The organism is Mesorhizobium sp. WSM3626 (genome assembly GCF_000513935.1).
Taxonomy (GTDB): domain Bacteria; phylum Pseudomonadota; class Alphaproteobacteria; order Rhizobiales; family Rhizobiaceae; genus Mesorhizobium; species Mesorhizobium salmacidum.
Map to the genome: position 1 here is coordinate 125,004 of NZ_AZUY01000009.1, position 24,365 is coordinate 149,368.

Consider the following 24,365-nt stretch of genomic DNA (forward strand, 5'->3'; position numbering starts at 1 on the left):
GCGCCCCATGTCAGTTCGCCCCATGTCGGTTCGCCCCAGGCCAGTTCGCCCCAGGCCAGTTCGCCCAGGCCAGTTCGCATTGAGGGGCTGGCGGTTCGCGCCAAGATGCGCTAGGCCCCCATCCAGCGCCGCACAAGCCGGCAAACGCCAGTCAACTCTCGCAGGATTTAAAACCGTGGTGAAAGTCATCGCCAGTTCGCTCCGCAAAGGCAATGTCGTCGACAAGGACGGCAAGCTTTATGTGATCCTCTTTGCCGAAAACATCCACCCAGGCAAGGGCACGCCCGTGACGCAGCTCGACATGCGGCGTATCGGCGACGGGGTGAAGGTGTCGGAGCGCTACCGGACCACCGAACAGGTGGAGCGCGCCTATGTCGAGGAGCGCGAGCACACCTTCCTCTACGCCGACGGCGAAGGCTATCACTTCATGAATCCGGAAACCTACGACCAGGTGGCGGTGTCGGAAGCCGTGGTCGGTGACGCGGCACCTTATCTGAAGGAAGGCATGCCGGTGCAGGTGTCACAGTTCAACGGCATCGCGATCTCCCTGGTGCTACCGCAGCGCGCCACCTTCGAAGTGGTCGAGACCGAGCCGACGACCAAGGGCCAGACGGCATCGTCCTCCTACAAGCCGGCCGTGCTCTCCAACGGCGTGCGCACCACCGTGCCGCCCCACATCGCGCCCGGCACCCGCGTGGTGGTGATGACGGCCGATGGGTCCTATGTGGAGCGAGCGAAGGACTGAGGGGGACCGGCCCTTCCAGTCCAAGAGGCTTACCAACAAAGCTCTTCTGCAAATAGGCGGACGACTTCTCGCGCCAGTTGGATAGACGGGCGCCGAAGCCTTGGCATGCGCTGACCGCTGTGCCGCGTTTCGATTGGAATAGTCGGCGTGTACTAAGTTCACAGCACACGAAGCGGTAATTCCTCACGTTCGCAGAGCTGATCCAGGATGAGCAACAGACTGACCTCATGGACGCGATGTAGGAGCAAGCTCTTTGTGAATCTGATGGTACGGCAGCAACGCCTCCGGATCGAATAATTTGATCGACGAAATTACAAATCGTCTAACGAAGTAATCCCGACTTCGATTCACCCTATTCCTTCCCTTCAGTTGACTCCTTCGACAATTGGCTGAATTGTTATCATTCCCGCCTAAATAAAGGCGGTGGGTAGAGGGGAGTTGCGTCATGAGTTCGGGTGTTGGTGCGCTCGCGCCAATGATGACGCCTGTTGCGTTCATCAAGAAGTGGAAAAAAGTCTCGCTGACTGAGCGCCAGACAGCCCAGGAACACTTCATCGATCTTTGTGCACTCCTCGGTCATCCAACGCCAACCGAGGAAGACCCCAAGGGTCAGTTTTTTGCTTTCGAGAAGGGCGCGAACAAAGTGGCGGGTGGGCGCGGCTTCGCCGACGTTTGGAAAAAAGGCCACTTTGCCTGGGAGTACAAGCGTAAGAACGGCAATCTCGACGACGCCCTCCTGCAACTTGTCCGCTACGCACCGGCTCTACAAAGTCCACCGCTGCAGGTGGTTTGCGACATCGAGCGTTTCCGTATCCACACGGCATGGACGAATACGGTCCCGGTAACCTACGAGATCACGCTTGACGACCTGGCCGAGCCAGCCCCACGCGAAATTCTGCACAATGTCTTCTATGACCCCGAAAAACTGAAGCCGACCAAAACGCGTGCCGCCGTGACCGCAGAGGCGGCGGATAAGTTCTCGACGATCGCGTTACGCTTGCAAGGGCGAGGCACAGCCGACGAGATCGCCCATTTCGTCAATCAGCTCGTGTTTTGCTTCTTCGCCCAAAGTGTGAGGTTGCTACCGGATGCGTTGTTTGCGAAATTATTGAGGCGCTCTTCCCAAAACCCGGAGAGGGCAAGCGGTTACCTCGGCAAGCTCTTCGAAGCGATGGAACGTGGTGGCGAATTCGACCTCACCGAAATTGCTTGGTTCAACGGTGGTCTTTTCGACGGCCGTCGCGCACTGCCGCTCGATGAAGGTGATATCGGGCTGCTGATAGCAGCCGATAGTCTTGACTGGAGCTTGATCGACCCGACCATTTTCGGAACGCTGTTCGAACGCTTTCTTGACCCGGACAAGAGAGCACAGATCGGTGCGCACTACACTGACACCGACAAGATCATGAAGCTCGTAGATCCCGTTATTCTAAGACCGCTTCGTGCAGAATGGGAGGCCGCCAAACAGCAGATCGCAGCGCTCTTAAATGGCGAACTTGGCCCACCAATGCGCAAGAAGCCGCATCGGCGCATGACTCGAGAGGAAGCGGCGCAGGAAATTCGCTCCCAATTCCTGGAACGCCTGCGCAACTTGCGCATTCTCGATCCGGCATGCGGATCGGGAAATTTTCTTTATCTTGCCCTGCAGGGTGTCAAGGACATCGAAAACAGAGCCAATCTCGAATGCGAAATTCTGGGCCTTAGTCCGCAACTGCCGCTCGTCGGCCCGGAAATCCTTCGTGGAATCGAGATCAACACACCAGCGGCTGAGCTTGCTCGCACTACAATTTGGATAGGCGATATCCAGTGGCAATTGCGAAACGGCATCCGGTCGAAATCAATTCCGATCCTGCGCAAGCTTAAAGCAATCGAAAAGGGCGATGCGCTCGTCAAACCTGTGTCGTCTCCTCTCCATGATCAGAAAGACGCGCCGGAGAATAGCAACCTGCAAAGCGCGGCAACCGGCTCAAAATTCATCGAGACTGATTGGCCTGAGGCAGAATTCGTCGTCGGAAACCCTCCATTCCTCGGCATACGGCTAATGCGCCACGGTTTGGGAGACGAAACCGTGGATCGTCTGTTCGATGTTTATGATGGCCGCGTTTCGCGAGAAGCCGACCTCGTCTGTTATTGGTTTGAAAAAGCCCGCGCCGCCTTGAAATCCGGCCATTCACAACGAGTCGGGCTTGTCGCTACAAATTCAATTCGTGGAGGTGCCAACCGAAAGGTCCTTGATAAGATCGCTGCAGAGAACCGTATTTTTGAAGCCTGGAGCGATGAACCTTGGATTGTCGACGGTGCGGATGTTCGGGTCTCACTTATATGCTTCGGTCATGGTGAGGATACATTACGGCTCGATGGCAATGATGTCGCGGAAATCAATTCGGACCTTACGGCCGGAACAACGAACCTTACCCGTGCGCACAGACTCACGGAAAATCTCAGCGTTGCATTTATGGGAGATACAAAGGGCGGCGCTTTCGACATCCCAGGTAGGCTTGCGCGGGAGTGGTTGCAGCTTCCTCTGAATCCCAATGGCAAGCCAAATTCAGATGTGCTGCGCCCGTGGCGAAATGGAATGGATATGACGCGCCGTTCGAGAGACATGTGGATTATCGATTTCGGTTGGGAAATGTCTCAGCAGACGGCCTCGTTGTACGAGGGTCCGTTCGAACACATAAAGGAACACGTCCTGCCCGAGCGGGCCCAAAATAGGCGCGATGCATATCGCGACCGATGGTGGCGCCATGTTGAGCCGCGACCCGGCATGTGGCGGGCGCTGGAGGGACGAAACCGCGTTATCGTTACGCCCGAAGTTTCGCGGCATCGTGTCTTTACATGGCTATCAACGCTGATCGTTCCGGATCACAAGTTGCAGGTAATTGCACGTGACGACGACACAACTTTCGGGATTTTGCTTTCCAATTGGCATCTAGTTTGGTCGCTGGGTGTGGGTTCGTGGCATGGTGTGGGCAATGATCCTCGCTATACGATAAGCTCCTGTTTCGAAACTTTCCCATTTCCAGAAGGCCTAACGCCAAACGTTCCCGCCAAGCGCTACGAGAACGACCCCAGAGCTGTGGCTATCGCTCAGGCGGCAACGCGGCTCGATGACCTCCGCAATGCATGGCTTAACCCAACCGATCTCGTTCGTATCGAGCCGGAAGTTGTTGCCGGCTATCCGGACCGCATTCTGCCCAGAGACGTGAGCGCGGAGGCGATCCTGCGCGAGCGGACTTTGACCAATCTATACAACCGGCGCCCGCAATGGCTTGTTGATGCGCATCGCGAACTCGACGCAGCTGTTGCTACCGCCTATGGCTGGCCAACAGATATCTCGGAGGAAGACGCCTTAGCAAAGCTGCTTGAACTTAACTTTACTCGTGCCGCAGCTGTACAGCGGACAAAAAAGACTCGGCGCAAGACGCCGGAGGAATTGCGTGCCCAGCCGCAATTGCTGTTGCCAATTCCCGGCAAGAAACGAAAGCAAGAGGAGCTTGCTCTGGACGAGCTTGAAAACGCACAGGAACGAGGGGCGGCTGTGACGGGACGCCCCAGCAGGAGACATCGAACCGCTTAACACCGATGTTGAGCGCTTAGTCCAGATCGCAGAAAACCTTCCCCGCCATGTTGGCTATCGACGCGGCGAGCTTCACCCAGTCACCCGCTTCCCGCGTTTGTCCTTCCCGCCCCGCGCCTCCATCACACTCGCCACCTCCCGCTTCAGCCGATCCTTGATTTCAACGGTCTCCTTCATCAAGGCATCGATCTTCAGGAAATCGAGCACCCGGTATTTGGACACCGCCGGGCGGACCAGTATATCGGGCTGGCATTGGTTCAGCTTGTTGGCGATGATCGACTGCATCATCAGCTGCGTGGCGCCGAACATCAGGTCGACGGAGGTCGGCTGTTTGCGGTCGGCCTCTTCCGGCGCGCCGACCACGTCGACGCCGATGATGATGTCGGCATCCTTCTCGATCAGATCGAAGGGCACGGGGTTGTAGATGCCGCCGTCGATCAGCAGTCTGCCGTCACGCATCACCGGGCGGAAGACGGCGGGGATGGCGGCCGAGGCGGCAAGGGCCGAGTGCAGGTCGCCATCGTCGAACACGGCGAGCTTATGGCCGAAATAGTCCGTCGCTGTCACCTTCAGCGGGATTTTCAATTCGGCGAAGGTTTCGGGAATGGCTTCGGGCAAAAAGGCCTTGAGGATGCGCTCGACATTGAACTGGCTGACCCGGATGCCATTTTGCATGGCTTCCGCGATCGTGCCTGGCCGTGCCCGCCACATGCGGCTCGCCACCTGGGCGCGCCGGCCGAGGATCGAGCGGGCATAGTCGTGCATGTCCTTGCCGGTCATGCCCGAGGCCATGCCGGCGCCCATGACGGCGCCGATCGAGGAGCCGGCTATCGCCACCGGCTTGATGCCGAGTTCGTTTAGCGCCTCGATGACATGGATATGCGCCAGGCCGCGCGCGCCGCCGCCGCCGAAAGCTATGCCGAAAGTCGGGCTCATCCCTTGCCGGCTCCCGCCAGCGGCGGTCCGACCACCATGATGGTCGGCTCGGCGGTCAGCAGCTTCTTCGCCGCCGCCTTGACCTGATCGAGCGTCACCGCGTTGATATAGCCGGTACGGCGCTGCATGTAGTCGATGCCGAGATCGTCGAGCTGCAACTCGACCAGCGTCGCGGCGATGGCACTCGACGAATCCAGATTGCTGATGGCATAGGCGCCGATCAGATATTTCTTGGTCGCCGCCAGTTCGGCCTCCGTCGGGCCGTCCTGCGCCAACCGCTTGACGACGTCGCGTACGATGCCGAGCGTCTCGGCGGCGCGGTCGGAACGCGTTCCGGTGGTGACGATCAGCGCGTCGGCGTGGTCCTGGTTTACCAGCGAGGAATTGACGCTGTAGGCCAGCCCGCGCTTTTCGCGCACCTCCTGGAACAGGCGCGAGGTAAAAGTGCCGCCGCCAAGGATTTCATTCATCAGCGCGGCCGGGAAGAAATCCGCCGACTTGCGCTTCACGCCTGGCCAGGCGAGCTGCAGCGAGGTCTGCGGCAGGTCGTAGTTGACCTCGATATGCTGCGCCAGCCTGGGCTCGATATCGGCGACAGGGGCGATCGCCTGGTTTGGCGGCAGATCGCCAAACACCATGTCGAGCTTCTTCTTCAGCGTCTCGGCATCGATGGCGCCGACCACGGCGACATGCAGGCCGCCGCGCGCGAACACCGCCTTGTGCAGGGCCTCAAGGTCGGCCTGCGTGATGGCGGCGATGCTCTGCCTGGTGCCCTGATCGGAGCGCGAATAGGGGTGGTCGCCATAGACGGCGCGCGCCCATCGATTCTGCGCCACCGTGTCCGGGTCGTTCTCGTTGGCGATGATGCCGGACAGGACCTGGGCGCGGATGCGATCGATCGGCGCCTGGTCGAAGCGCGGCTCATTGACCGCCAGCCGCAACAGGTCGAAGGCTTCGTCGCGCTGTTCGGCCAGCATGCGCATGGAGCCGTAGATGCCGTCGCGGGTCGCGTCAAAGCTCATTTCGGCGCCGGCGTCGAGCTTGATCTGGAAGGCTTCCGAATCGAGCGGGCCGGCGCCCTCATCGAACAGGCCGGTCATCAGATTGGCCAGGCCTTCCTTCCCCACCGGATCCTGCGTCGAGCCGCCGCCGAAGACGAAACGGACGGCGACAACCGGCACGGAATAGTCCTCCACCAGCCAGGCCGTGACGCCCTTCGGCGAGGTGACGGACTGGATGTCCATGGCGTGGGCGGCAAGCGCCGGCAGGATTAGGAAGAGGATGGAGAGGAATAGGGTTGCGATGGCATGCAGGGCCTTCCCTTCTCCCCTCGCAAGGGGAGAAGGGGGAGCCTCGCGGGGAGAAGTCAACGCGCCGCTAAACTCGTTCATCATCATCAATTCCCCGCCTGTTGCTGCGGCAAGAGATAACCGGTGGTCGAGCGGGCCAGCACCAGATAGCGCGCGGCAACGGCCTTGACCTCGTCGGTGGTGACCTTGCGGATGCGGTCCGGCCATTGCTGCACGTCCTGGACATTGCCGCCGGTGGCGAGTGTCGAACCATAGATATTGGCCATGGAGTCCTGCTTGTCGCGGGCAAAGATCATTGACCTGACATAGCGGTCCTTGGCTTTTTCGAGCTCATCCGGGGTCACGCCGTCGCTGGCGATGCGCGCCACCTCGGCATCGACCGCGGCTTCGACGTCGGCCAGCTTGGCGTCGCCGCGCGGCGCGCCGTAGACGGTGAAATTGGTGTCGTCGAGCATGGTGCCCTGGAAATACGCGCCGGCGCTGGAAGCGATGCCCTGCTTGATGACGAGCGCCTGGTAAAGCCGGCTGCGGTTTCCGCCGCCAAGGATCTCGGCAAGCAGATCGAGCGCTTCGGCCTCGCCAGGCTTGGCGGTGTGATAGGAGGGCACGACCCATTGCGTCGAGAAACTCGGCACGCTGACGCGGGCGTCGGAGAGCGTCACGGTGCGCCTGGTGTTCTGCTCCGGTTCGACCGGGCGGACGCGCGGCGGCAAGTCCGGTCCGCGGGCAACCTTGCCATAGGTCTTTTCGGCCAGCGCCTTCACCGTTTCCGGTTGGACGTCGCCGGCCACGATCAGCACGACGTTGTTGGGCCGGTAATATTTGTTGTAGAAGGCGACGGCGTCGGTGCGGTTCAGCTGTTCCATCTCCTGCATCCAGCCAATAACCGGAATGCGATAGGGCTGGTTCTGCCACAGTGTGGCGTCGACCTCCTCGTCGAGCACGGCCTGCGGATTGTTGTCGATGCGCGAGCGGCGCTCCTCCAGGATCACATCGCGCTCGGTCTTGATGACGTCGTCGGTGAGGATGAGGTTGCGCATGCGGTCAGCCTCGAAGCTCATCATCAGTTCGAGATCCGACGGCGCCACCGTCTCGTGGAAAGCGGTGTAGTCGTAGGAGGTGAAGGCGTTGTTGGAGCCGCCAATGTCGGAGACGGCGCGGTCGAACTCGCCGGCTTCGTGATGGGCCGTCGCCTTGAACATCAGATGCTCGAAGAAATGGGCGATGCCGGATTTGCCCGGTGGCTCGTCGGCGCTGCCGATCTTGTACCAGACCATATGGGTGACGATCGGCGCGCGATGGTCGGGAATGACGACCACTTCCATGCCGTTGTCGAGCAGGAAGTCCGTGACCTTGAACTCGGCCGGCACAGTGTCTGGCAATACGGCGTTGTCCGCCAGGACAGGGTCGGTCATGAACAAAGCCAGCGACGTCGCCAGCAGCGTTGGCCTCAGCCACTCAGTCCTGGATGTCATCGATGGCTCCGGTTTCATGCAGCGACGATAGGCAAGGCGCAGGCGACAAGCAAAGTGATTTGTTGGTCATGTTGACGGCAAAGGCGGCGGCAAAGAGGCCACTGCTGAAAGAGGCCTGTCAGGCAGCTTCGATGAAGCGGATGACGGTCTCGCCGTAGTTGCGCTCATCAAGCACGGAAAAGCCCGGGCCTGGCTCGAAGGGAACCGACGCCGTCTCCTCGATCACGCAGAGCGCCCCGGGGCGCAGCCAGCCGCCGGCCATGGCCGACCGCAGAGCGCGCTCGCCAAGGCCCTTGCCATAGGGCGGATCGGCAAAGACGAGACCGAACGGCGCCAGCGTGCCCGCCTCGCCAAGGCCCGTTGCATCGCGTCGGAAGATCTTGGTGCGTCCGGTCAGGCCGAAGGCCTCGACGTTGTCGCGGATCAGGCCACGGCCCTCCGCCGATTCCTCGATGAACACGCCATAGGATGCACCGCGCGACAGGGCCTCCAGACCAAGCGCGCCGGTGCCGGCGAACAGGTCGAGCACGCGCGCGCGCTCCAGTTGCCCGGTAAAGCGATGCGCCAGAACGTTGAAGACGGCCTCGCGGGTGCGGTCGGTCGTCGGGCGGATGGCGCCGCTGCGGGGCGTCGCCAACGGACGCCCGCGAAACTCACCGCCGACGATTCTCATCTTGTCCGGGGGCCCTTGGGGCCACGCGGCCGCTCACCGCCACCTCCTGGACGCTCGCCACGCGGCTTGCCGAATGGCTTTGCGTCGCCTGGTTTACCAGCGGGCTTGCCATAAGACGGCTTGAACGAGGCCTTGCGCGCCTTGGCCTCGGCCGCCTTGGCCGCATCGGCCTCCGCCCTGCCCTTGCCGATCGGCCGGGCTCCCGGTGCCATCCAGACATTGGCCTTGCGCTGGCCTGGCGGCTCGATCGGCCGCTGCTCGCGTTCGGATTTCTTGCCGCCGCCACGAGGCTTGTCACCGAAACCGCCGCGCGGCTTGTCGCCGAAGCCGCCACGCTCCGGTCGCGGACCGCGTTCGCCGAAGCTCTTTTCTGGCCTCTCGCCCCTATCAGGACTTGTCGACAGTTTGCCGAGCGCCTCGTCGCGGCTGCCTTCCCGGCGTTTGCGGTTCTTGATCAGCCCGCCCTCGCCGATCGGCCGCCGCTCGCCGTCTCTCGTAAATTTCGGCCGTTCGGGCTCGGCCTCACGGACTTCGGTACGCCGCACCGGCTGGTTGGAAAACGGTTTTGTTATCTCGGCGTCGAAATTGGCACCGGATTCCTCGACCAGGCGCTCGCCAAGCTGGTCGCGCAGCACCCGGCCCTTGATTTCCAGCACGTGGCCCTCGGCGAGATCCTCGAGCTGGAACGGGCCGTAGGAGATGCGGATCAGCCGCGTGACGTCGAGGCCGAGCGCGCCGAGGATGTTCTTGACCTCACGGTTCTTGCCCTCGCGCAGGCCGATCGTCAGCCAGGCATTGGAGCCCTGCTCCCGATCAAGGCTGGCTTCGATGGCGCCGTAGAAGACGCCGTCGACGGCAATGCCTTCGCGCAGGCCGGCAAGCGCGCTTTCCTCGACCTTGCCGTGGACGCGCACGCGGTAGCGGCGCAGCCAGCCGGTGGCCGGCAGTTCCAGTACGCGCGACAGGCCGCCATCATTGGTCAGCAGCAGCAGGCCTTCGGTGTTGATATCGAGCCGGCCGATGGTCATCAGCCGCGGCAGTTCGGCCGGCAGCACGTCGAAGACGGTCTTGCGGCCTTCGGGGTCGCGGTTGGTGGTGACGACGCCGGCCGGCTTGTGGAACAGGAACAGGCGCGTGCGTTCGATCGGCGGGATTTCCATTCCGTCGAGATGGATGATGTCGTTGGGCATGACGTTGAACGCCGGCGAGGCCAGCACCCGACCATTGACCTTGACGCGGCCGGCGGCGATCAACTCCTCGGCGTCGCGGCGCGAGGCGAGCCCGGCACGTGCCAGACGCTTGGCGATGCGCTCGCCGGCTTCTTCCGTTGCTTCGGTTGTTCGCGGACGTGGCTTGAAGCCGCCGCCCGATGCGCCCTGTGGCCGGTCTCCGAAATCACGTTTGGGTCTGTCGCCTCCAAAGTCTCGCTTTGGACGGTCGGCAAAATCCCGCTTCGGACGATCTGCGAAATCACGCTTGGGACGGTCGAAGCGCTTTTCGCCGCCCTCCGCCGAAGCAGAAAACGGACGGTCGCCACGTGGCGCGTAAGGCTTGCGCGGCCCTTCGCGCTTCTCATAAAGCTTGCGTTCGCCCTCGGCCGCCATCGGGCGGTCGCCACGTGGCGCGTAGGGCTTGCGCGGCCCTTCGCGCTTCTCATAAGGCTTGCGTTCGCCTTCCGCCGCCATCGGGCGGTCGCCACGCGGGGCGTAGGGCTTGCCTTCGGGGCGCGGTCCCTTGCGGAACGGCTTGTCGCCGCTCTTGAAGTCGCGCTTCGGGCGCTCGCCTTCAGCGGCGGCCGGCCGGTCGCCGCGTGGGGCATAGGGCTTTTTCGCACCAAAGGACGGCTTCCCGCCCTTGCTGGCGCCGCGGCCACGTGCACCTGCCGATTTCGGGCCACTCCTGCCCGGGCCGCCTTTGCGCGGAGATTTCTTGTCGTTGTCGTCCATGTGGCCTTTGTCCGTTTGCGCTGCTACAGCGTGGCGCATCCGTTCGGCGCGCAACGAACGCTGTAGCATTTTTGATTTGGCGCATGATCATTCCCGAAAATCGAGTCCGATTTTCAGGTTGATGCGCTCCATAACAGGATCACCGCCGGGTGGCGAGGATATAATGGGAAGACAAACCGCTTGAAGAGGCCGGATTTCATGGCGCTGGCGCTAAAAGAGGCCGAAGCGGCAGCCTTGCGCGGCGAAGTGCCGGTCGGCGCGGTCATTGCCAATGGCGGCACGGTCATTGCCAGTGCCGGCAACCGCACGCGCGAGCTTGCCGACCCGACGGCGCACGCCGAAATGCTGGTTATCCGTGAAGCCTGCGGCAAACTCTCGAGCGAGCGGCTCACCGGCCACGATCTCTATGTGACGCTGGAGCCCTGCGCCATGTGTGCCGGGGCAATCTCATTCGCCAGGCTGCGCCGTCTCTATTTCGGTGCCGCAGACGAAAAGGGCGGCGCCGTGGTCAACGGTGTGCGCTTCTTCGCTGCACCGACCTGCCACCACACGCCCGACATCTATCCGGGCATGGCCGAGACCGAAGCAGGCCTGCTGCTGAAGGATTTTTTCAGGGGACGTCGAGACTGAGCCAAGGCCGCCGCAAGATCAGCGGCGCGACTGTTCCTACAGCGACGGCAACCAGTCGAACCAGCCGCCCTTCTTGCCCTCGGCCTTTGCCTTGAGGCGGCGCTCCTTCTTGTACTCGTCTTCGCCGAGTTCGTTCTGCGGCGCGGCACCGGAGGCGGTGCGGTAGGCCAATGGCGGCTCGCTGAGGTATTTGCGCGTGTTCGGATCGCCCTGCTTGCTGTCGGCAAGGCGGCGCTGGATCTCCGCAGCGCGGCCCTTGTCGGAATCGGCGGGTTTCCATGCCGGCGGATGGCTTGAGCCGGACTCTTCCATTGCCTTCTTCACCGAAGCCGGATCCGTCTGCACATCATCGACGATCTCCGACTGGTAGGCCGGGTCGTTCTGGTGGGCGGTGGCGTCGGCGCGCAGACGCGCGCGGCGCTGCTCGGGCGATTCGGGCCACCCGGCGTTTGCCGTCTGGATGCTTTCCTGCGGGGCAGGCAGCGCTTCCTTCTGGCCGGGTGCCGGCTTCACCAGGGTGGGACGCGGCTTGTAGTCGATCGGGTCCTTGCGCTTCGGCGCGAAGGAAACGGCGCCTGTAAGATCGCCGGCCAGCTGTTCGGCTGCGGTCTTGTCGGTGCCATAGGTCGGAGAGCCCATGCAGCCGGATAGAGCGAGGCCCGAAACGACAAGCGGCGCCAACAGCGCAAGGCGCGCGTTATATCTCTCGGTCATGCCAAAAAGTCCCACTCTAGACAGCCTCTCGATCGCACCGGCTTTGTATCCGGTCCCCATCATGCAAGCACTTGCGACGGAAATCCGGCGACAATTTGTCTTCCGGAGTTTCGCGTGTTTACCTCAACCACTCGTTAAGGGCAACGCACGGGCGGATTTGTACCGCCCGGCGTTCTATTTGCGCACTTCTTTGATCTGATGCCGGTCGTTTAAACCGCCACGCACTTTCGGGCGACAGGAACTGGCTTGATCTGGTCCCTGTCGTTTGTCCCAAAACCGCTACGCACTTTTGGGCGACAGGAACTAAAGCCTTCCCAGTGCCTTCAATTCGTGCAGCACGGCTGCGTCACGTGCCGAAACATCCGGGAAGTCCGGATCCTGCCCGACATCGGCCGTGTAGCGCCAGGAACGTGCGCATTTGACCAGCCCTCGGTCCTCGGCTTTCTCGACCACCACGGCGATGCCCTTGACATCGTCGAGGGCAAAGGCGGTTTGCGGCGCCTGGCCATGGGCAATGACGAGATCGCTGGTGATCGCCATTTCAGCCATGTCGACGTCCGATATCGCCGCCTCGAGCGCCGCGTCGTTGATCGTGACCACCGGTATAGCCTCCAGCGAGGAGCCGATCACCTTCTGGGCACGGGCGATCTCGAGTGCGCCGGTGACGACGCGGCGCACCTGCCTGACCTTGCGCCACTTCTCCGCCAGCGCCTCGTTCTTCCAATTCGCCGGGATTTGCGGGAACTGGTCGAGATGCACCGAGACCGCGTCGGGATGACGGTCGAGCCAGGCCTCTTCCATGGTGAAGGGCAGCATCGGCGCCAGCCATTTCACCAGGCAGTCGAAGAGATGGCGTACCACCTGGACCGAGGCCTTGCGCTTCACGCTCGACGGGCCGTCGCAGTAGAGCGCGTCCTTGCGGATATCGAAATAGAAGGCCGACAGCTCGACCACCATGAAGTCGAGCAGAGCTCGCGTGATGCGCTTGAACTCGAAGGCGTCGTAGCCTTGGCGCACCACCTCGTCGAGCTCCGCCAACCGGTGCAGCATCAGCCGCTCCAGCTCCGGCATCGTCTCCAGGGGAACGACCTCACCATCGTCATGGGCGAGCGTGCCCAGCATCCAGCGGATGGTGTTGCGCAGCTTGCGATAGGCGTCGATGTTGGTCTGCAGTACGTTCTTGCCGAGCCGCTGGTCTTCCCAATAGTCCGTCGTCACCACCCAGAGCCGCAGGATGTCGGCACCGGACTGCTTGATCACATCCTGCGGCACCACCGTGTTGCCGAGCGATTTCGACATCTTGCGGCCATCCTCGTCCATGGTGAAGCCATGGGTGACGACGGTGTCGTAAGGCGCCCTGCCCCTGGTGCCGCAGCTTTCGAGCAGCGAGGAGTGGAACCAGCCGCGATGCTGGTCGGAGCCTTCGAGATAGACGTCGGCCGGCCACTTCAGGTCGGGCCGGTCCTCCAGGGTGAAGACATGTGTCGAGCCCGAATCGAACCAGACGTCGAGAATGTCCATCACCTGCTTCCATTTGGAGGCATCGTGATTGCCGAGGAAGCGCTCGCTGGCACCGGGCGCGAACCAGGCGTCGGCGCCCTCCGCCTCGAAGGCGTCCATGATGCGCTGGTTGACGGCCTCGTCCTTCAGCACATTGCCATCCTCGTCGGCAAAGACGGCGATCGGCACGCCCCAGGCACGCTGGCGCGACAGCACCCAGTCGGGGCGTTCCTCGATCATGGCGCGGATGCGGTTCTGGCCTGCGGCCGGGACAAAGCGCGTCTCGTCGATCGCCTTCAGCGCGCGGCCGCGCAGCGTGGTGCCGTCGCCGAGGTCCTTGTCCATGTAGACGAACCATTGCGGCGTGTTGCGGAAGATGACCGGCTTCTTCGAACGCCATGAATGCGGATAGCTGTGCTTCAGCCGGCCGCGCGCGAACAGCGCGTTGCGCTTGATCAGCTCGTCGATGACCGCCTGGTTGGCGTTGCCCTTCTTGCCGTTGTCGTCGATGACGCGCGCCGGTCCGCCTTCGCGGTCCGGGCCGAAGCCCGGCGCGTCCTTGGTGAAGAAGCCGCCGTCGTCGACGGCAAACGGGATTTCAGTATCGATGCCGCGTTGACGCAGCGCGGGCGCGGCATCCATCCAGGCATCAAAGTCCTCCCGGCCATGACCGGGAGCCGTGTGCACGAAGCCCGTGCCGGCGTCGTCGGTGACATGGTCGCCGGCAATCATCGGAACCGGGAATTCGTAGCCGCCACCGAGCCCCTTGAAGGGATGCGAAAGCACAAGATTTCCAAGCTGTTCGGCGCTGATGCCGTGAAGGCGCTTCAAGATGATCTTCGCTTTGGCCTGGCTTTCCTCGGCCAGCGCATCGGCAAAGATCAGCTTCTCGCCTGGCTGCGGACCAAATGCGTTCTCGGCCGCCGTCACCTCGTAGAGGCCATAGGCGACGCGCGGCGAATAGCTGACGGCGCGATTGCCAGGGATGGTCCATGGCGTCGTCGTCCAGATGACGACATGGGCATCCAGCAGGTCAAGCGACCGCCCGCTCAGGTCCGGATCGAGCTCCGCCGGCAGCCCGTCCACGACACTGGCGACGACGAGATTGGCCACCGGAAACTTCGCCCAGATCGTGTCGGACTCGTAATCCTGGTACTCGATCTCGGCCTCGGCGAGCGCCGTGCGCTCAACGACGCTCCACATCACCGGCTTCGAACCCCGGTAGAGCTGGCCGGACATGGCGAATTTCAGCAATTCGCCTGCGATGCGCGACTCGGCGTGGAAGGCCATCGTCGTATAAGGGTTCTTGAAGTCGCCGACGACGCCAAGCCGCTGGAACTCGCCACCTTGCACGGAGATCCAGTGCGCGGCGAATTCACGGCATTCCTGGCGGAATTCGTTGACCGGCACCTCGTCCTTGTTCTTGCCCTTGGCGCGGTACTGCTCCTCGATCTTCCATTCGATGGGCAGACCGTGACAATCCCAGCCGGGCACATAGTTCGAGTCAAAGCCGCGCATCTGGAACGAGCGGGTGATGACATCCTTGAGGATCTTGTTCAGCGCGTGGCCGATGTGGATGTTGCCGTTGGCGTAGGGCGGACCGTCATGCAGCACGTATTTCGTGCGGCCCGCCGCGCTCTCGCGCAGCTTGCGGTAGAGGTCCATGTCCTGCCAGCGCTTGACCAGCACCGGCTCCTTCTCGGGCAAGCCGGCGCGCATCGGAAATTCCGTCTGCGGCAGGTAAAGGGTCTTCGAATAGTCGATCGTTGATTGGTTTTCGTCGTTCATTGGTCTGCCATGTGCATGCCGGGCCACGTGGCTTGCGGCGAATTCTACTTTATACGCATGCCGTTTTCCCAAACCGGGCCACTTCTGGGCGACATCCTTTGATGATCTGGAAAAGCGCGAGAGGCCGCGCGCAATATTCCCGGCGGCTCCTACAGCCTTCAGGCTGCTGGGAACACCGGGCTGGTAATTCGTATCGTCGGCGCGTGAAGGCGCGAAAAGCTCGTCATTGCTGGGCTTTTAGCGGAGAAGAGCGCAGGAATAAAGCGTCTCCTTCGATTCACTTACATCTTGAAGTCGAAGCGATAGGTGGTCGAAACGCCGACCATGAACTGGTTGCGGTCGCCGCGCTCCTTGACCAGGCTGGAATCGGCCGCCGGACCCTCGAGGCGCGAATATTCGCCAAACAGGCTGGCGGTCATCGGATCGGTCACCTTCCAGGTCACGGCGCCGCCGAGGCCGACGGATTTCAAGCCGCCGCCGGGATTGTACTGGCTCAGTCCCGAGGCCACGGCTTCCTGTGCGTTGACGCCATAATAGGCATCGAAATAGTTCGCCGAGGCAAAAGACACGCGCGGGCCGCCCGAAATCCTGACGGTTGGCGTTACGTCGTAGAAAGCATCGGCGGCGATGTCGGCGACAAAGCCGTTATGGGCACGAATGCCATGCCGCAATTCGGCACGCGCGCGCATCCAGTCCGTCGGATAGAATTCGAAAAAGCCGCCGACCTCGCCGCCCCAGCGGACCGGGTCCAAGCCCCTAAGCTCGTCGGCATCGCCGTCGTCGCGCGAGAACAGGAACTTGCCGGTCAGGCCTGCACGGACGCTGCCATCGTCGACAAGCGCCAGCGAAATGTTGTCGTTGCGCGAGGTGAAGCGAGCAGCAGGGCCGGCCTTGCCCAGCGAAATGATGGGCTGGGCGCTCAGCATGTACTTCTTGCCGCCCTCGAAATTGGGCGCCACCAGGCCGGTCGCGCCGACCGTCAGATACCAGTCGCCGGACAGCCAGCCGAAAGCGCCATCACCGGCTTCGGCCGCGCCTGACGTCACCAGCACGACGGTAGCCAAGGCTATAGAAATCTTCCCGACCTGACTCATGGTCACTCCACTAACACGTCAAAGCTGTCCTGCCGCGACAGCTTTGACGAGGCTTTGGTAAAATTTGATTTAAGGGCGAGACATCCAGCGCGTGTCGGTTGCACCATCGCGCCCGCCATCGGCTGGACGCGGGTCGGCGCCGAGGGTAACCTCCCTTGCATTCTGGCGGTCTTCAATGGAGGTGGCGACATGACCTTGGACGGCGATACATTGAAGAACGCGATCGGCCAGACGCGCGACAAATGGGGGTGGTTTGTCGGGCTGGGCGTGGTGCTGCTGGTCCTCGGCGGCATTGTCTTCGGCAATCTGTTCATCGCCACGGTGGCTTCCGTCTATGTCGTGGGATGGCTGATGCTGGTGGCCGGCATCATCGAGATCATGCACGCTTTCGGGGTCAAGACCTGGGGCCGCTTCTTCTACTGGCTGCTCAGCGGACTGCTCTATGCGGTCGCCGGATTCTTCGCTTTCGACAATCCGCTGCTGGCCTCGGCGGTGCTGACCTTCCTGCTGGCCGTCGCGCTCGTCGCTTCGGGCGCCCTGCGGGCCTGGGTCGGCTATAGCCACCGTCCGGAGCGGGGCTGGGGCTGGATTGTCGCGGCTGGCGTCATCAGCGTGCTTGCCGGCCTGATCATCGCCATGGGGTGGCCGGTCAACAGCCTGTGGGTGCTCGGACTGTTCCTGGCGATCGACCTGATCTTCCAGGGCTGGACCTTCATCGCCGTCGGTCTTGCGCTAAAGAAATAGGAAACTCGTTCCCCTTTTCGGGATCACGCTTCAGAACGCCACAGCGGCGTCCAGACCGGACAGCGGCTTGACGCCGCCAAGCAGCGCGCGTGCCTCGGCTTCATCGCGCTTCATCTGCACCACCAGTGCATCGAGCCCGTCGAACTTGATCTCGCTGCGCAGGAAGCCGAAGAACGACACTCCGCAGGTCTCGCCATAGAGATCGCCGGAAAAATCGAAGACGAAGGTTTCCAGGAGCGGCGCGCCATTGTCGTCGACGGTCGGGCGGCGGCCAAAACTGGCGACGCCGTCGTGCAGCGTGCCGTCCTCGCGCCGGAAGCGAACGGCGTAGATACCTTCCTTGAGCGTGGCTTCCGCCGGAAGCCTCATGTTGGCTGTGGGAAAGCCGAGCGTTCGCCCGAGCTGTTGGCCGCCGACGACCTCGCTTTCCACCGTGAAGCGATAGCCGAGCAGACCGGCTGCCCCGGCCACCTCGCCCTCGCAAAGCAAGGCGCGGATGCGGCTCGACGAAACCACCTCGGCGCCTTCGTCGCGAAAGGCGTCGACGAGGGTGACACCGAAGCCCTGGCGCTCGCCGGCAGCCATCAGGTAGGCCGGCCCGCCCTGGCGGTCCTTGCCGAAATGGAAATCGAAACCGGTCACGGCGTGGCTGATGCCCAGCGTCCTCTCCAGCACGTCGGTGACGAAGGCTTCCGCCGACAGCGAGGCGAAGTCGCGCGTGAAAGGCTGCTCGACGAGCGCGGCAAAGCCCAGAAGCGACAGGAGCCGCGCCTTCATCGGCGGCGGCGTCAGCACGAAAAGCGGCAAATCAGGCCTGAAAACCGTTCGGGGATGCGGTTCGAAGGTCAGCACCAGGGCCGGCACGCCGCGCCGCGTGGCCTCCGCCAATGCCCGTTCGAGCACGGCCTGATGGCCGCGATGGACGCCATCGAAATTGCCGATCGCCACGACGCCGCCTCGCAGATCGGCGGGCAGCGGCCCGGTTGTCGTAAGATGCTGGAACGCGACCATTGTCACCTACTGCAGTCTTGCGATGACGGCCACCGGATGATAGCCGTGCCGCTCCAGGAAGAGCCCGAGCCTGGCCGGATCCGGCCGGGAGGGATCGCCATAGTCGCGGGCATGAATGCCGCCGGAGACATAGAGGACGTCGAAACCATTGTCGGCCGCGCCCTTGACGTCGGTAAACATCCCGTCGCCGATAGCCAGTATTTGCGGACGCCCGACCGGCCGGCCGAGGATCTCGGCCACCTCCTTCATCGCGACCTCGTAGATTGGCGCATAGGGTTTTCCGGCGATCAGCGTGCGACCGCCCAGCTGCGCGTAGTCACGCGCGAGCGCACCGGCGCACCAGATGATCCGTTCGCCGCGTTCAACCATGATATCGGGATTGGCGCAGATGAACGGCAGGTTCCTGGCCCGCAACCGGCGCAGCAGTTCCGTATAGTCCTCGGGTTTTTCGATCTCGTCGTCGAACAACCCGGTGCACACGACGCCGGCGGCCTCGAATTCCTCGACGAGTTCGACATCGAGACCATCATAAAGGGTCAAATCGCGGTCGGCGCCGATGTGGAAGACTTTGCGAGGGCCCTCCGCGATCAGATCACGGGTCACGTCGCCCGAGGTCACCACACGATCATAGGCCGACGGCGGAACGCCGATCACGCTCATCTGCGCCACGACGTCGGCGCTGCGGCGCGGCGAATTGGTGATCAGAACGACAGGAGTGCCGGCCGCCCTTGCCGCCGCCAACGCGGCCGCGGCCGCCGGAAAATGCCATTCGCCATTGTGCACCACGCCCCAGACGTCGCAGAGAATTGCCGAATAGGCTTTCGAGACGTCTTCCAGCGAGCCGACGATTTCAGGCGAATCCGCCATGCCGTTTCCTTCAGTATGATCGTTGCGGGTGCGGCGGCCGACGGTTCGCCGCAGCCGGTTCGAATTATCCGAACCGGCCCATGCTGTCACCAGCTTTCGCCCGCATCGGCACGAATTGCCGTGCAACCGGCGGCTTTGATTGGTTAGCGGTTGGTGAAGCGCCGACGAAGCAATAGAGCGGTTTCCCAAACCCGTCCTTCAGCGTTTTGTGGAAAGCTGGCGCCGACCGAGAATCCGTCGGCGGGGGCCGCTCCAAGCATGTTTGAAATCTGGCGTCAGTTCCGCCGCGACAGGCGTGGCAATTATGCTCTTATGACGGCTGTGGCGATGGTGCCGCTGATGGGCGGCCTGGCAATCGCGGTCGATTACACGGAAATGAACCGTGAAAAGCAGATGCTGATGAACGCGCTCGACGCCGCCAACTTCGCCACCGCCCGCCGGCTGACGGAAGGCGCGACCGACGACCAGTTGAGAGCCTATGCGCTCGACTTCTTCAATGCCAATTTGAACGATATCGATCCCGCGAGCACGACGCTCAACGTCACCTTGCCGAGCAACAGCAGCAGCAGCGGCGGCGGCGGCCTGCTGACGATGACCGCCCAGCTCAACTACAAACCCTATTTCTACCCCGCCTTCGCCCAACTCGTTGGCAAATCGGCGACCGATGCGAACCAGAGGCTCAGCTTCAACGTCACCTCGCAGGTGCGGTTGAAGAACACGCTGGAAGTTGCCCTGGTGCTCGACAATTCCGGATCGATGACCACGCTCGGCACGGGCTCGGGGCAAAAGCGCATCGATCTTCTCAAGACTGCTTCCAAGCAGCTGGTCGACACCCTGGCTCAGCAGGCGGTCATGATCAGGCAGGTCGACAAGCCGGTGCAATTCGGCCTCGTGCCTTTTGCCGCCTCGGTCAATGTCGGCCCCGGGAATGGCAATGCTTCGTGGATGGACACCGAGGGGCTTTCGCCGGTGTCGAATGAGAATTTCGACTGGTCGACGCTGAACGCCGCCAACAAATACGCCCAGCGGACCAACGGCATCTGGTACAAGCGCGGCACGGGCTGGGGAACCGAGGACGGCCAGATGCTGACCCGGTTCTCGCTCTACCGCGACATGAAGGTCGTCACCAACCACGAGCGTGTCGTCAACAGCAAACGGGTCGTGTGCGACCAATACAATTCGAACAACACCTGCAAAAGCAGCCATGACGAATATGACTATATCGATTCCTACGGTCCGTTCGCCAGTTGGCAGGGCTGCGTCGAGGCCCGGCCCTACCCTTACAATATAAACGACGCCACGCCGTCAGGTGGCTCGGCCAACACCGGCATCGGTGTCGGCGATCCGGCAACGATGTTCGTGCCCATGTTCGCGCCCGACGAACCGGGCAATCACTGGAAGCTCACTCAAGACCCCGACGAGGCCGCGCCGGTAACTTATGGTGCCGTCAACAGCTGGTGGAACGACGACCCGGCGAGCAGCACCGGCCAATCGCAGCTGCGCAACATGGCCAAGTATTTCCAGCCGCGGCCGATCGATGCGCCGGCGCTGCCCGCCGGCAACGGGCCGAATTACAGCTGCACCACCAACCCGATCACGCCGCTGACCGATGTCAGCGTCGCCGAGGGGGTCACCTCGATCAAGGCGGCGATCGACCTGATGCAGCCGAATGGCGGCACCAATGTTCCCGAGGGCATGGCCTGGGGCTGGCGGGTGGTTTCGAGCGGAGAGCCGTTCACGCAAGGGCGCCCGGAAACGGAAAGAGGCAACGACAAGGTGGTGATCGTGCTGACCGACGGCGCCAACACCTATTATACGCCTTCGTCGCTGGGCTACTCGGATCCCGCCAATTCGAAATCGACCTATGCGTCCTACGGCTATCTCAACCCCGGATACAACGGCACCTCGATCGGCCGCCTGTTCATGGGCACATCGAGCGCCATCGGTCAGCTAGATTATTCGAACGGCAACTACACCAACGCGCTCAACGAGCAGATGGCCACGCTCTGCAACAACGCCAAGGCAGCCAACATCATGGTGATGACGGTGGCGCTCGACCTGTCGACGACCAAGGCCAGCGACAAGCTGGCCATCGATGCGCTGAAATCCTGCTCGTCGGAGTCGCGCTTTCGCAAGGATGCCACGGATCCGAGCAAACCGGCGAAACTGTTCTGGAATGCGACCGGCGCCAGCCTGGCAAACGATTTCAAGGAAATAGGCAACGAGCTGTCGAACCTGCGCGTGGTCGGCTAACCCGGTATCATCCCTCTGGCGCAACGCCTGGCGCCATCAAGCTCTTGCAGCCACCTGTCGGGATAGGCACAGATTGGCCGCTCGCGAGATCGCGAATCCATCGCGGCATGCTGGGGAACGAACAATGCCCGATACCGCCAACCACCTCGCCTTCGCGCTGGTCTGCCTCGGCATGGTGCTGACGCCAGGCCCGAACATGATCTACCTGATCTCCCGCTCGCTGTCGCAAGGGCCGAAGGCCGGACTGATCTCGCTTGGCGGCGTTGCGATCGGCTTCCTGTTCTACGTGCTGTCGGCCGCGTTCGGCATCACGGCGCTGCTGCTCGCCGTGCCATTCGCCTATGACGTGTTGCGCTTTGCCGGCGTGCTCTATCTCCTGTGGTTGGCCTGGCAGGCGGTGAAACCGGGCGGACGCTCGCCGTTCCAGGTGCGCGACCTGCCGAAGGATCGGCCGCGCAAGCTGTTCGCCATGGGATTGATGACCAATCTGCTCAATCCCAAGGTGGCCGTTCTCTATCTGTCGCTGCTGCCGCAATTCATCAGCCCCGGCAAGGGCCATGTCCTGTCACAGCTTCTGGTGCTGGGCGCGACGCAGATATCGATCAGCCTCAGCGTCAATGCCATCATCGCGCTGACGGCCGGCTCGATCGCCACCTTCCTCGCCGGACGCCCGCTGTGGCTGGTGATCCAGCGCTGGATGATGGGAACCGTGCTGACGGCACTCGCGCTGAAGATGGCGACCGACGCGCAGCGCTGAGTGCTCACATCGGACGGCGCGGGGGCCGGATATGGGCCGGTTCGACCACCTTTCGGTAGAGGTGCCAGGTCGCGTGACCGAGGATCGGCATGACGACGGCCAGTCCGGCAAACAGCGGGATAGAGCCGATCACCAGCAGCACCGCGACGATCAGACCCCAGAGCGCCATCTGCAGCGGATTTGTCATGACCGCGCGCGCCGAGGTCTCTATTGCCGAAACGGCGCCGACATCGCGATCAAGCAAAAGCGGGAAGGCAACGACCGTGGTCGCCAGCACAACCACCGCGAAGACCAGGCCGGCCGCATTGCCGAGAAGGATCAGCGTCCAGCCCTTGCTGGTCGTCAGCACATCGCGCAGGAAGGCCCCGACCGAAGCCGGCGGCTCGCCGCCAAAAAGGCTGGTGTAAATCGACTGCGCCGTGAACAGCCACAACAGGAACAGCGCGACCAGCATGATGCCGATGACCGCTATCGAGGGTAGCGCCGATGAGCGGCGGACATCGAGTGCGTGCCGCCAGTTGGTGTTCATGCCGAGCTCGCGCCGGCGGCTGATCTCATAGAGTCCGAGTGCGGCGAACGGGCCGACCAGGGCAAAGCCCGACATCAAGGGGTAGACGAGCTGGATGGCGTTGGAGCCGGACGTCCACTGCGTCAGGACCAGGCCGACGATCGGATAGATCAGGCACAGGAACACGTAATGCGAGGGCTTGGCCCAGAAGTCCTCGGCGCCAAGCCTGAGCGCGTCCCAGAGGTCTGTCGTGGAAATGCGGCGGACCGCGGGTTGCACATGCATTCCGCGCGTCCGCCATGACATGAAAGCCGGCCATAACCTACCTCCGTTTTTCTCGGGGGGCGGTCACCGCCTAGGGTGGCCGCCCGTAGCTGCCACTTCAACAACGCTGGCATCATATCCGATCTTCCTGGAATTGTCGCCGCGTCCTTCGTTTGGAGAACCGCTGACTTCATTTTAGAATCTATGCATTTTAGTAATTGCTTAAATTACTCGTAGAGACCCCTGGGCGTATCACCTGAGCTTTACAAACCTTGGCGAGGGGCGATGTTCACATTGAAGGGCTTCTGGTCTTCGGAGCGCGGAAATTTTGCCATGGCGACTGCCATAGCGATGCTGCCGATAATGGCTGTCGTCGCCGGCACCCTTGATCTGACGGGCACGAGCGACGACGCGGCGCAATTGCAGAACTCGCTGGACGCGGCTGGGCTTGCCGTCGGCACAAAGTACCTGCCCAGCATGAGCGCGAGCGATGTCCAAGGGCTTGGGCTGACATTCTTTGCGGCCAATATGAACGTCGCCGACCAGCAGGAATATTCAGACAGCATCACCGCCTTTTCGGCCACCGCCAGCGGCGACCCGAGCGCCTATTACATCTCGCTTTCGTCAGGCATCAACCGTCCGAGCTTCATCAATGGCGCTGCCCCCTGGCCGGCTCACCGGTCGGCGACGGTGAAGATGCACCCGGGCGCGCAGGCCTGCGTCCTGGCGCTCGATCCGCATGCGTCGTCCGCGGTAAGCCTGCAAGGCTCGACCGATGTCGCCATGAGCAACTGCGTGATCGCGGCAAACTCGGACGCGTCCGATGCCGTCAGCAGAGGCGGTTCCGCGCAGGTTTCGGCGGGCTGCGTCTCGACCGTCGGCGGCACTTCCGGGCTTTCACCGCCCAGTGCCAATCTCACCTGCGGCTCGCCGCTCGAACATCAATATGCGTCCTTCGATCCCCTGGCCGATATCGTGCCTCCCCCTTATACGTTTTGCATGCCGGTCCCGAACGGCAAAACCTACACGCTGTCGCCCGGCACCTATTGCGACAAGACATTGTCGGGAAACATCACGCTCAGCCCGGGCGTCTACATCTTGCGCGGCGTCACCCTGAAGCCTGGCGGGAACGGCAGCCTGAGCGGCCAGGGCGTGACCATATTCCTCGTGGAAGGAGCACAGATCATCATAAATGCCAATGAAACGGTGAACCTTTCTCCGCCAACCAGCGGGCCTTACGCCGGCATCACCATCTTCCAGAGCCGAGGGAACATTTCAGCATTGACCCTGAATGGCGGTGCAAATTCCGTGATCAGCGGATTCGTCTATGCGCCTGACGCGGCTGTTTCGTTCGCCGGCAACTCGGATATGAGCGGCCAGGGCGATTGCCTGAGGCTTGTTGGCTTGACCGTGCAGATGACAGGCAACTCATCCATCAAGACCGACTGCACGGCCGTATTCGGAAATCGCGAGATGTACGCCAGCCGCCGCATCACGCTTGTGAGATAGCCGCTAACTGCCGCTTCAATTCGAAATTTCACCGCCCTGCCCGGCAAAAGCCATGATCGCG

The 24,365-nt window shown here is 62.4% G+C and carries 17 protein-coding genes and 1 pseudogene; 7 read left to right on the plus strand and 11 right to left on the minus strand.

Annotated features, from left to right (window positions below; genetic code table 11):
- Window positions 1-175 precede the first annotated feature (175 nt).
- Complete coding sequence (gene efp, locus M653_RS0109890; protein ID WP_084636569.1) at window positions 176-745, plus strand: elongation factor P; 570 nt, start codon at window positions 176-178, stop codon at window positions 743-745.
- Between the two features lie 445 nt (window positions 746-1,190).
- The gene (locus M653_RS01000000132320; protein WP_198028760.1) at window positions 1,191-4,325 is read left to right on the plus strand and encodes a class I SAM-dependent DNA methyltransferase; all 3,135 of its coding nucleotides are present in this window, start codon (window positions 1,191-1,193) and stop codon (window positions 4,323-4,325) included.
- Window positions 4,326-4,397: 72 nt separating this feature from the next.
- Here M653_RS01000000132320 and M653_RS0109900 read toward each other — a convergent pair whose 3' ends face one another.
- The 5 genes from M653_RS0109900 to M653_RS0109920 all read right to left on the minus strand — a co-directional run bounded on the left by M653_RS0109900 (window position 4,398) and on the right by M653_RS0109920 (window position 10,665).
- Window positions 4,398-5,261 (minus strand): patatin-like phospholipase family protein, encoded by an 864-nt coding sequence (locus tag M653_RS0109900; protein ID WP_027143209.1) that lies wholly within the window; start codon window positions 5,259-5,261, stop codon window positions 4,398-4,400.
- Window positions 5,258-6,655 (minus strand): pitrilysin family protein, encoded by a 1,398-nt coding sequence (locus M653_RS0109905; protein ID WP_027143210.1) that lies wholly within the window; start codon window positions 6,653-6,655, stop codon window positions 5,258-5,260. The genes M653_RS0109900 and M653_RS0109905 overlap by 4 nt, the downstream gene beginning before the upstream one ends.
- Before the next feature lie 2 nt (window positions 6,656-6,657).
- Complete coding sequence (locus tag M653_RS0109910; RefSeq protein WP_027143211.1) at window positions 6,658-8,046, minus strand: pitrilysin family protein; 1,389 nt, start codon at window positions 8,044-8,046, stop codon at window positions 6,658-6,660.
- Window positions 8,047-8,164: 118 nt separating this feature from the next.
- The gene (gene rsmD / locus M653_RS0109915) at window positions 8,165-8,719 is read right to left on the minus strand and encodes a 16S rRNA (guanine(966)-N(2))-methyltransferase RsmD (RefSeq protein WP_027143212.1); all 555 of its coding nucleotides are present in this window, start codon (window positions 8,717-8,719) and stop codon (window positions 8,165-8,167) included.
- Window positions 8,716-10,665: a pseudouridine synthase gene (locus tag M653_RS0109920; RefSeq protein WP_027143213.1), complete on the minus strand. Its 1,950-nt coding sequence runs from the start codon at window positions 10,663-10,665 to the stop codon at window positions 8,716-8,718. Before M653_RS0109920 ends, rsmD begins: the two co-directional genes overlap by 4 nt.
- A gap of 180 nt (window positions 10,666-10,845) precedes the next feature.
- Between M653_RS0109920 and M653_RS0109925 the strand changes: the two genes are divergently transcribed.
- Window positions 10,846-11,295: a nucleoside deaminase gene (locus M653_RS0109925; RefSeq protein WP_027143214.1), complete on the plus strand. Its 450-nt coding sequence runs from the start codon at window positions 10,846-10,848 to the stop codon at window positions 11,293-11,295.
- Window positions 11,296-11,331: 36 nt separating this feature from the next.
- Here M653_RS0109925 and M653_RS0109930 read toward each other — a convergent pair whose 3' ends face one another.
- The 3 genes from M653_RS0109930 to M653_RS0109940 form a co-directional block, all read right to left on the minus strand.
- A complete protein-coding gene (locus M653_RS0109930) occupies window positions 11,332-12,009 on the minus strand; it encodes a hypothetical protein (protein WP_027143215.1) in 678 nt (225 codons plus the stop codon).
- Window positions 12,010-12,312: 303 nt separating this feature from the next.
- Window positions 12,313-15,297: an isoleucine--tRNA ligase gene (gene ileS / locus M653_RS0109935; protein WP_027143216.1), complete on the minus strand. Its 2,985-nt coding sequence runs from the start codon at window positions 15,295-15,297 to the stop codon at window positions 12,313-12,315.
- Window positions 15,298-15,578: 281 nt separating this feature from the next.
- Complete coding sequence (locus M653_RS0109940) at window positions 15,579-16,391, minus strand: MipA/OmpV family protein (RefSeq protein ID WP_027143217.1); 813 nt, start codon at window positions 16,389-16,391, stop codon at window positions 15,579-15,581.
- Between the two features lie 189 nt (window positions 16,392-16,580).
- On the opposite strand from M653_RS0109940, the gene M653_RS0109945 reads away from it, so the two are divergent.
- Window positions 16,581-17,135 carry an HdeD family acid-resistance protein gene (locus M653_RS0109945; RefSeq protein WP_032935158.1) on the plus strand — a complete coding sequence of 185 codons (555 nt, stop codon included), beginning with the start codon at window positions 16,581-16,583 and terminating at the stop codon, window positions 17,133-17,135.
- 30 nt (window positions 17,136-17,165) lie between these two features.
- Here the strand turns inward: M653_RS0109945 and M653_RS0109950 are convergent, their stop codons facing one another.
- Window positions 17,166-18,146 (minus strand): bifunctional riboflavin kinase/FAD synthetase, encoded by a 981-nt coding sequence (locus M653_RS0109950; RefSeq protein ID WP_027143219.1) that lies wholly within the window; start codon window positions 18,144-18,146, stop codon window positions 17,166-17,168.
- A gap of 6 nt (window positions 18,147-18,152) precedes the next feature.
- Complete coding sequence (locus M653_RS0109955) at window positions 18,153-19,013, minus strand: TIGR01459 family HAD-type hydrolase (protein WP_027143220.1); 861 nt, start codon at window positions 19,011-19,013, stop codon at window positions 18,153-18,155.
- A gap of 258 nt (window positions 19,014-19,271) precedes the next feature.
- Between M653_RS0109955 and M653_RS0109960 the strand changes: the two genes are divergently transcribed.
- Both M653_RS0109960 and M653_RS0109965 read left to right on the plus strand, forming a co-directional pair.
- Window positions 19,272-21,266, plus strand: coding sequence for a TadE/TadG family type IV pilus assembly protein (locus M653_RS0109960; RefSeq protein WP_027143221.1), 1,995 nt, complete (start codon window positions 19,272-19,274; stop codon window positions 21,264-21,266).
- 124 nt (window positions 21,267-21,390) lie between these two features.
- Window positions 21,391-22,023: a LysE family translocator gene (locus M653_RS0109965; protein ID WP_027143222.1), complete on the plus strand. Its 633-nt coding sequence runs from the start codon at window positions 21,391-21,393 to the stop codon at window positions 22,021-22,023.
- Between the two features lie 4 nt (window positions 22,024-22,027).
- Here M653_RS0109965 and M653_RS1000000134345 read toward each other — a convergent pair.
- A pseudogene (locus M653_RS1000000134345) lies at window positions 22,028-22,850 on the minus strand (DUF2189 domain-containing protein).
- Between the two features lie 230 nt (window positions 22,851-23,080).
- Here M653_RS1000000134345 and M653_RS0109975 point away from each other — a divergent pair.
- Complete coding sequence (locus M653_RS0109975) at window positions 23,081-24,304, plus strand: TadE/TadG family type IV pilus assembly protein (protein WP_027143223.1); 1,224 nt, start codon at window positions 23,081-23,083, stop codon at window positions 24,302-24,304.
- Window positions 24,305-24,365: the final 61 nt, after the last annotated feature.

Excerpts from the sequence above, each read along its gene's own strand:
- M653_RS0109950 (WP_027143219.1), bottom strand. The coding sequence starts at position 18,146 with ATGGTCGCGTTCCAGCATCTTACGACAACCGGGCCGCTGCCCGCCGAT.
- ileS (WP_027143216.1), bottom strand. The coding sequence starts at position 15,297 with ATGAACGACGAAAACCAATCAACGATCGACTATTCGAAGACCCTTTAC.
- M653_RS0109960 (WP_027143221.1), top strand. The coding sequence starts at position 19,272 with ATGTTTGAAATCTGGCGTCAGTTCCGCCGCGACAGGCGTGGCAATTAT.
- M653_RS0109945 (WP_032935158.1), top strand. The coding sequence starts at position 16,581 with ATGACCTTGGACGGCGATACATTGAAGAACGCGATCGGCCAGACGCGC.
- M653_RS0109930 (WP_027143215.1), bottom strand. The coding sequence starts at position 12,009 with ATGACCGAGAGATATAACGCGCGCCTTGCGCTGTTGGCGCCGCTTGTC.
- rsmD (WP_027143212.1), bottom strand. The coding sequence starts at position 8,719 with ATGAGAATCGTCGGCGGTGAGTTTCGCGGGCGTCCGTTGGCGACGCCC.
- M653_RS0109965 (WP_027143222.1), top strand. The coding sequence starts at position 21,391 with ATGCCCGATACCGCCAACCACCTCGCCTTCGCGCTGGTCTGCCTCGGC.
- M653_RS0109900 (WP_027143209.1), bottom strand. The coding sequence starts at position 5,261 with ATGAGCCCGACTTTCGGCATAGCTTTCGGCGGCGGCGGCGCGCGCGGC.
- M653_RS0109905 (WP_027143210.1), bottom strand. The coding sequence starts at position 6,655 with ATGATGAACGAGTTTAGCGGCGCGTTGACTTCTCCCCGCGAGGCTCCC.
- M653_RS0109955 (WP_027143220.1), bottom strand. The coding sequence starts at position 19,013 with ATGGCGGATTCGCCTGAAATCGTCGGCTCGCTGGAAGACGTCTCGAAA.
- M653_RS0109975 (WP_027143223.1), top strand. The coding sequence starts at position 23,081 with ATGTTCACATTGAAGGGCTTCTGGTCTTCGGAGCGCGGAAATTTTGCC.
- M653_RS01000000132320 (WP_198028760.1), top strand. The coding sequence starts at position 1,191 with ATGAGTTCGGGTGTTGGTGCGCTCGCGCCAATGATGACGCCTGTTGCG.
- M653_RS0109910 (WP_027143211.1), bottom strand. The coding sequence starts at position 8,046 with ATGACATCCAGGACTGAGTGGCTGAGGCCAACGCTGCTGGCGACGTCG.
- M653_RS0109920 (WP_027143213.1), bottom strand. The coding sequence starts at position 10,665 with ATGGACGACAACGACAAGAAATCTCCGCGCAAAGGCGGCCCGGGCAGG.
- M653_RS0109940 (WP_027143217.1), bottom strand. The coding sequence starts at position 16,391 with ATGAGTCAGGTCGGGAAGATTTCTATAGCCTTGGCTACCGTCGTGCTG.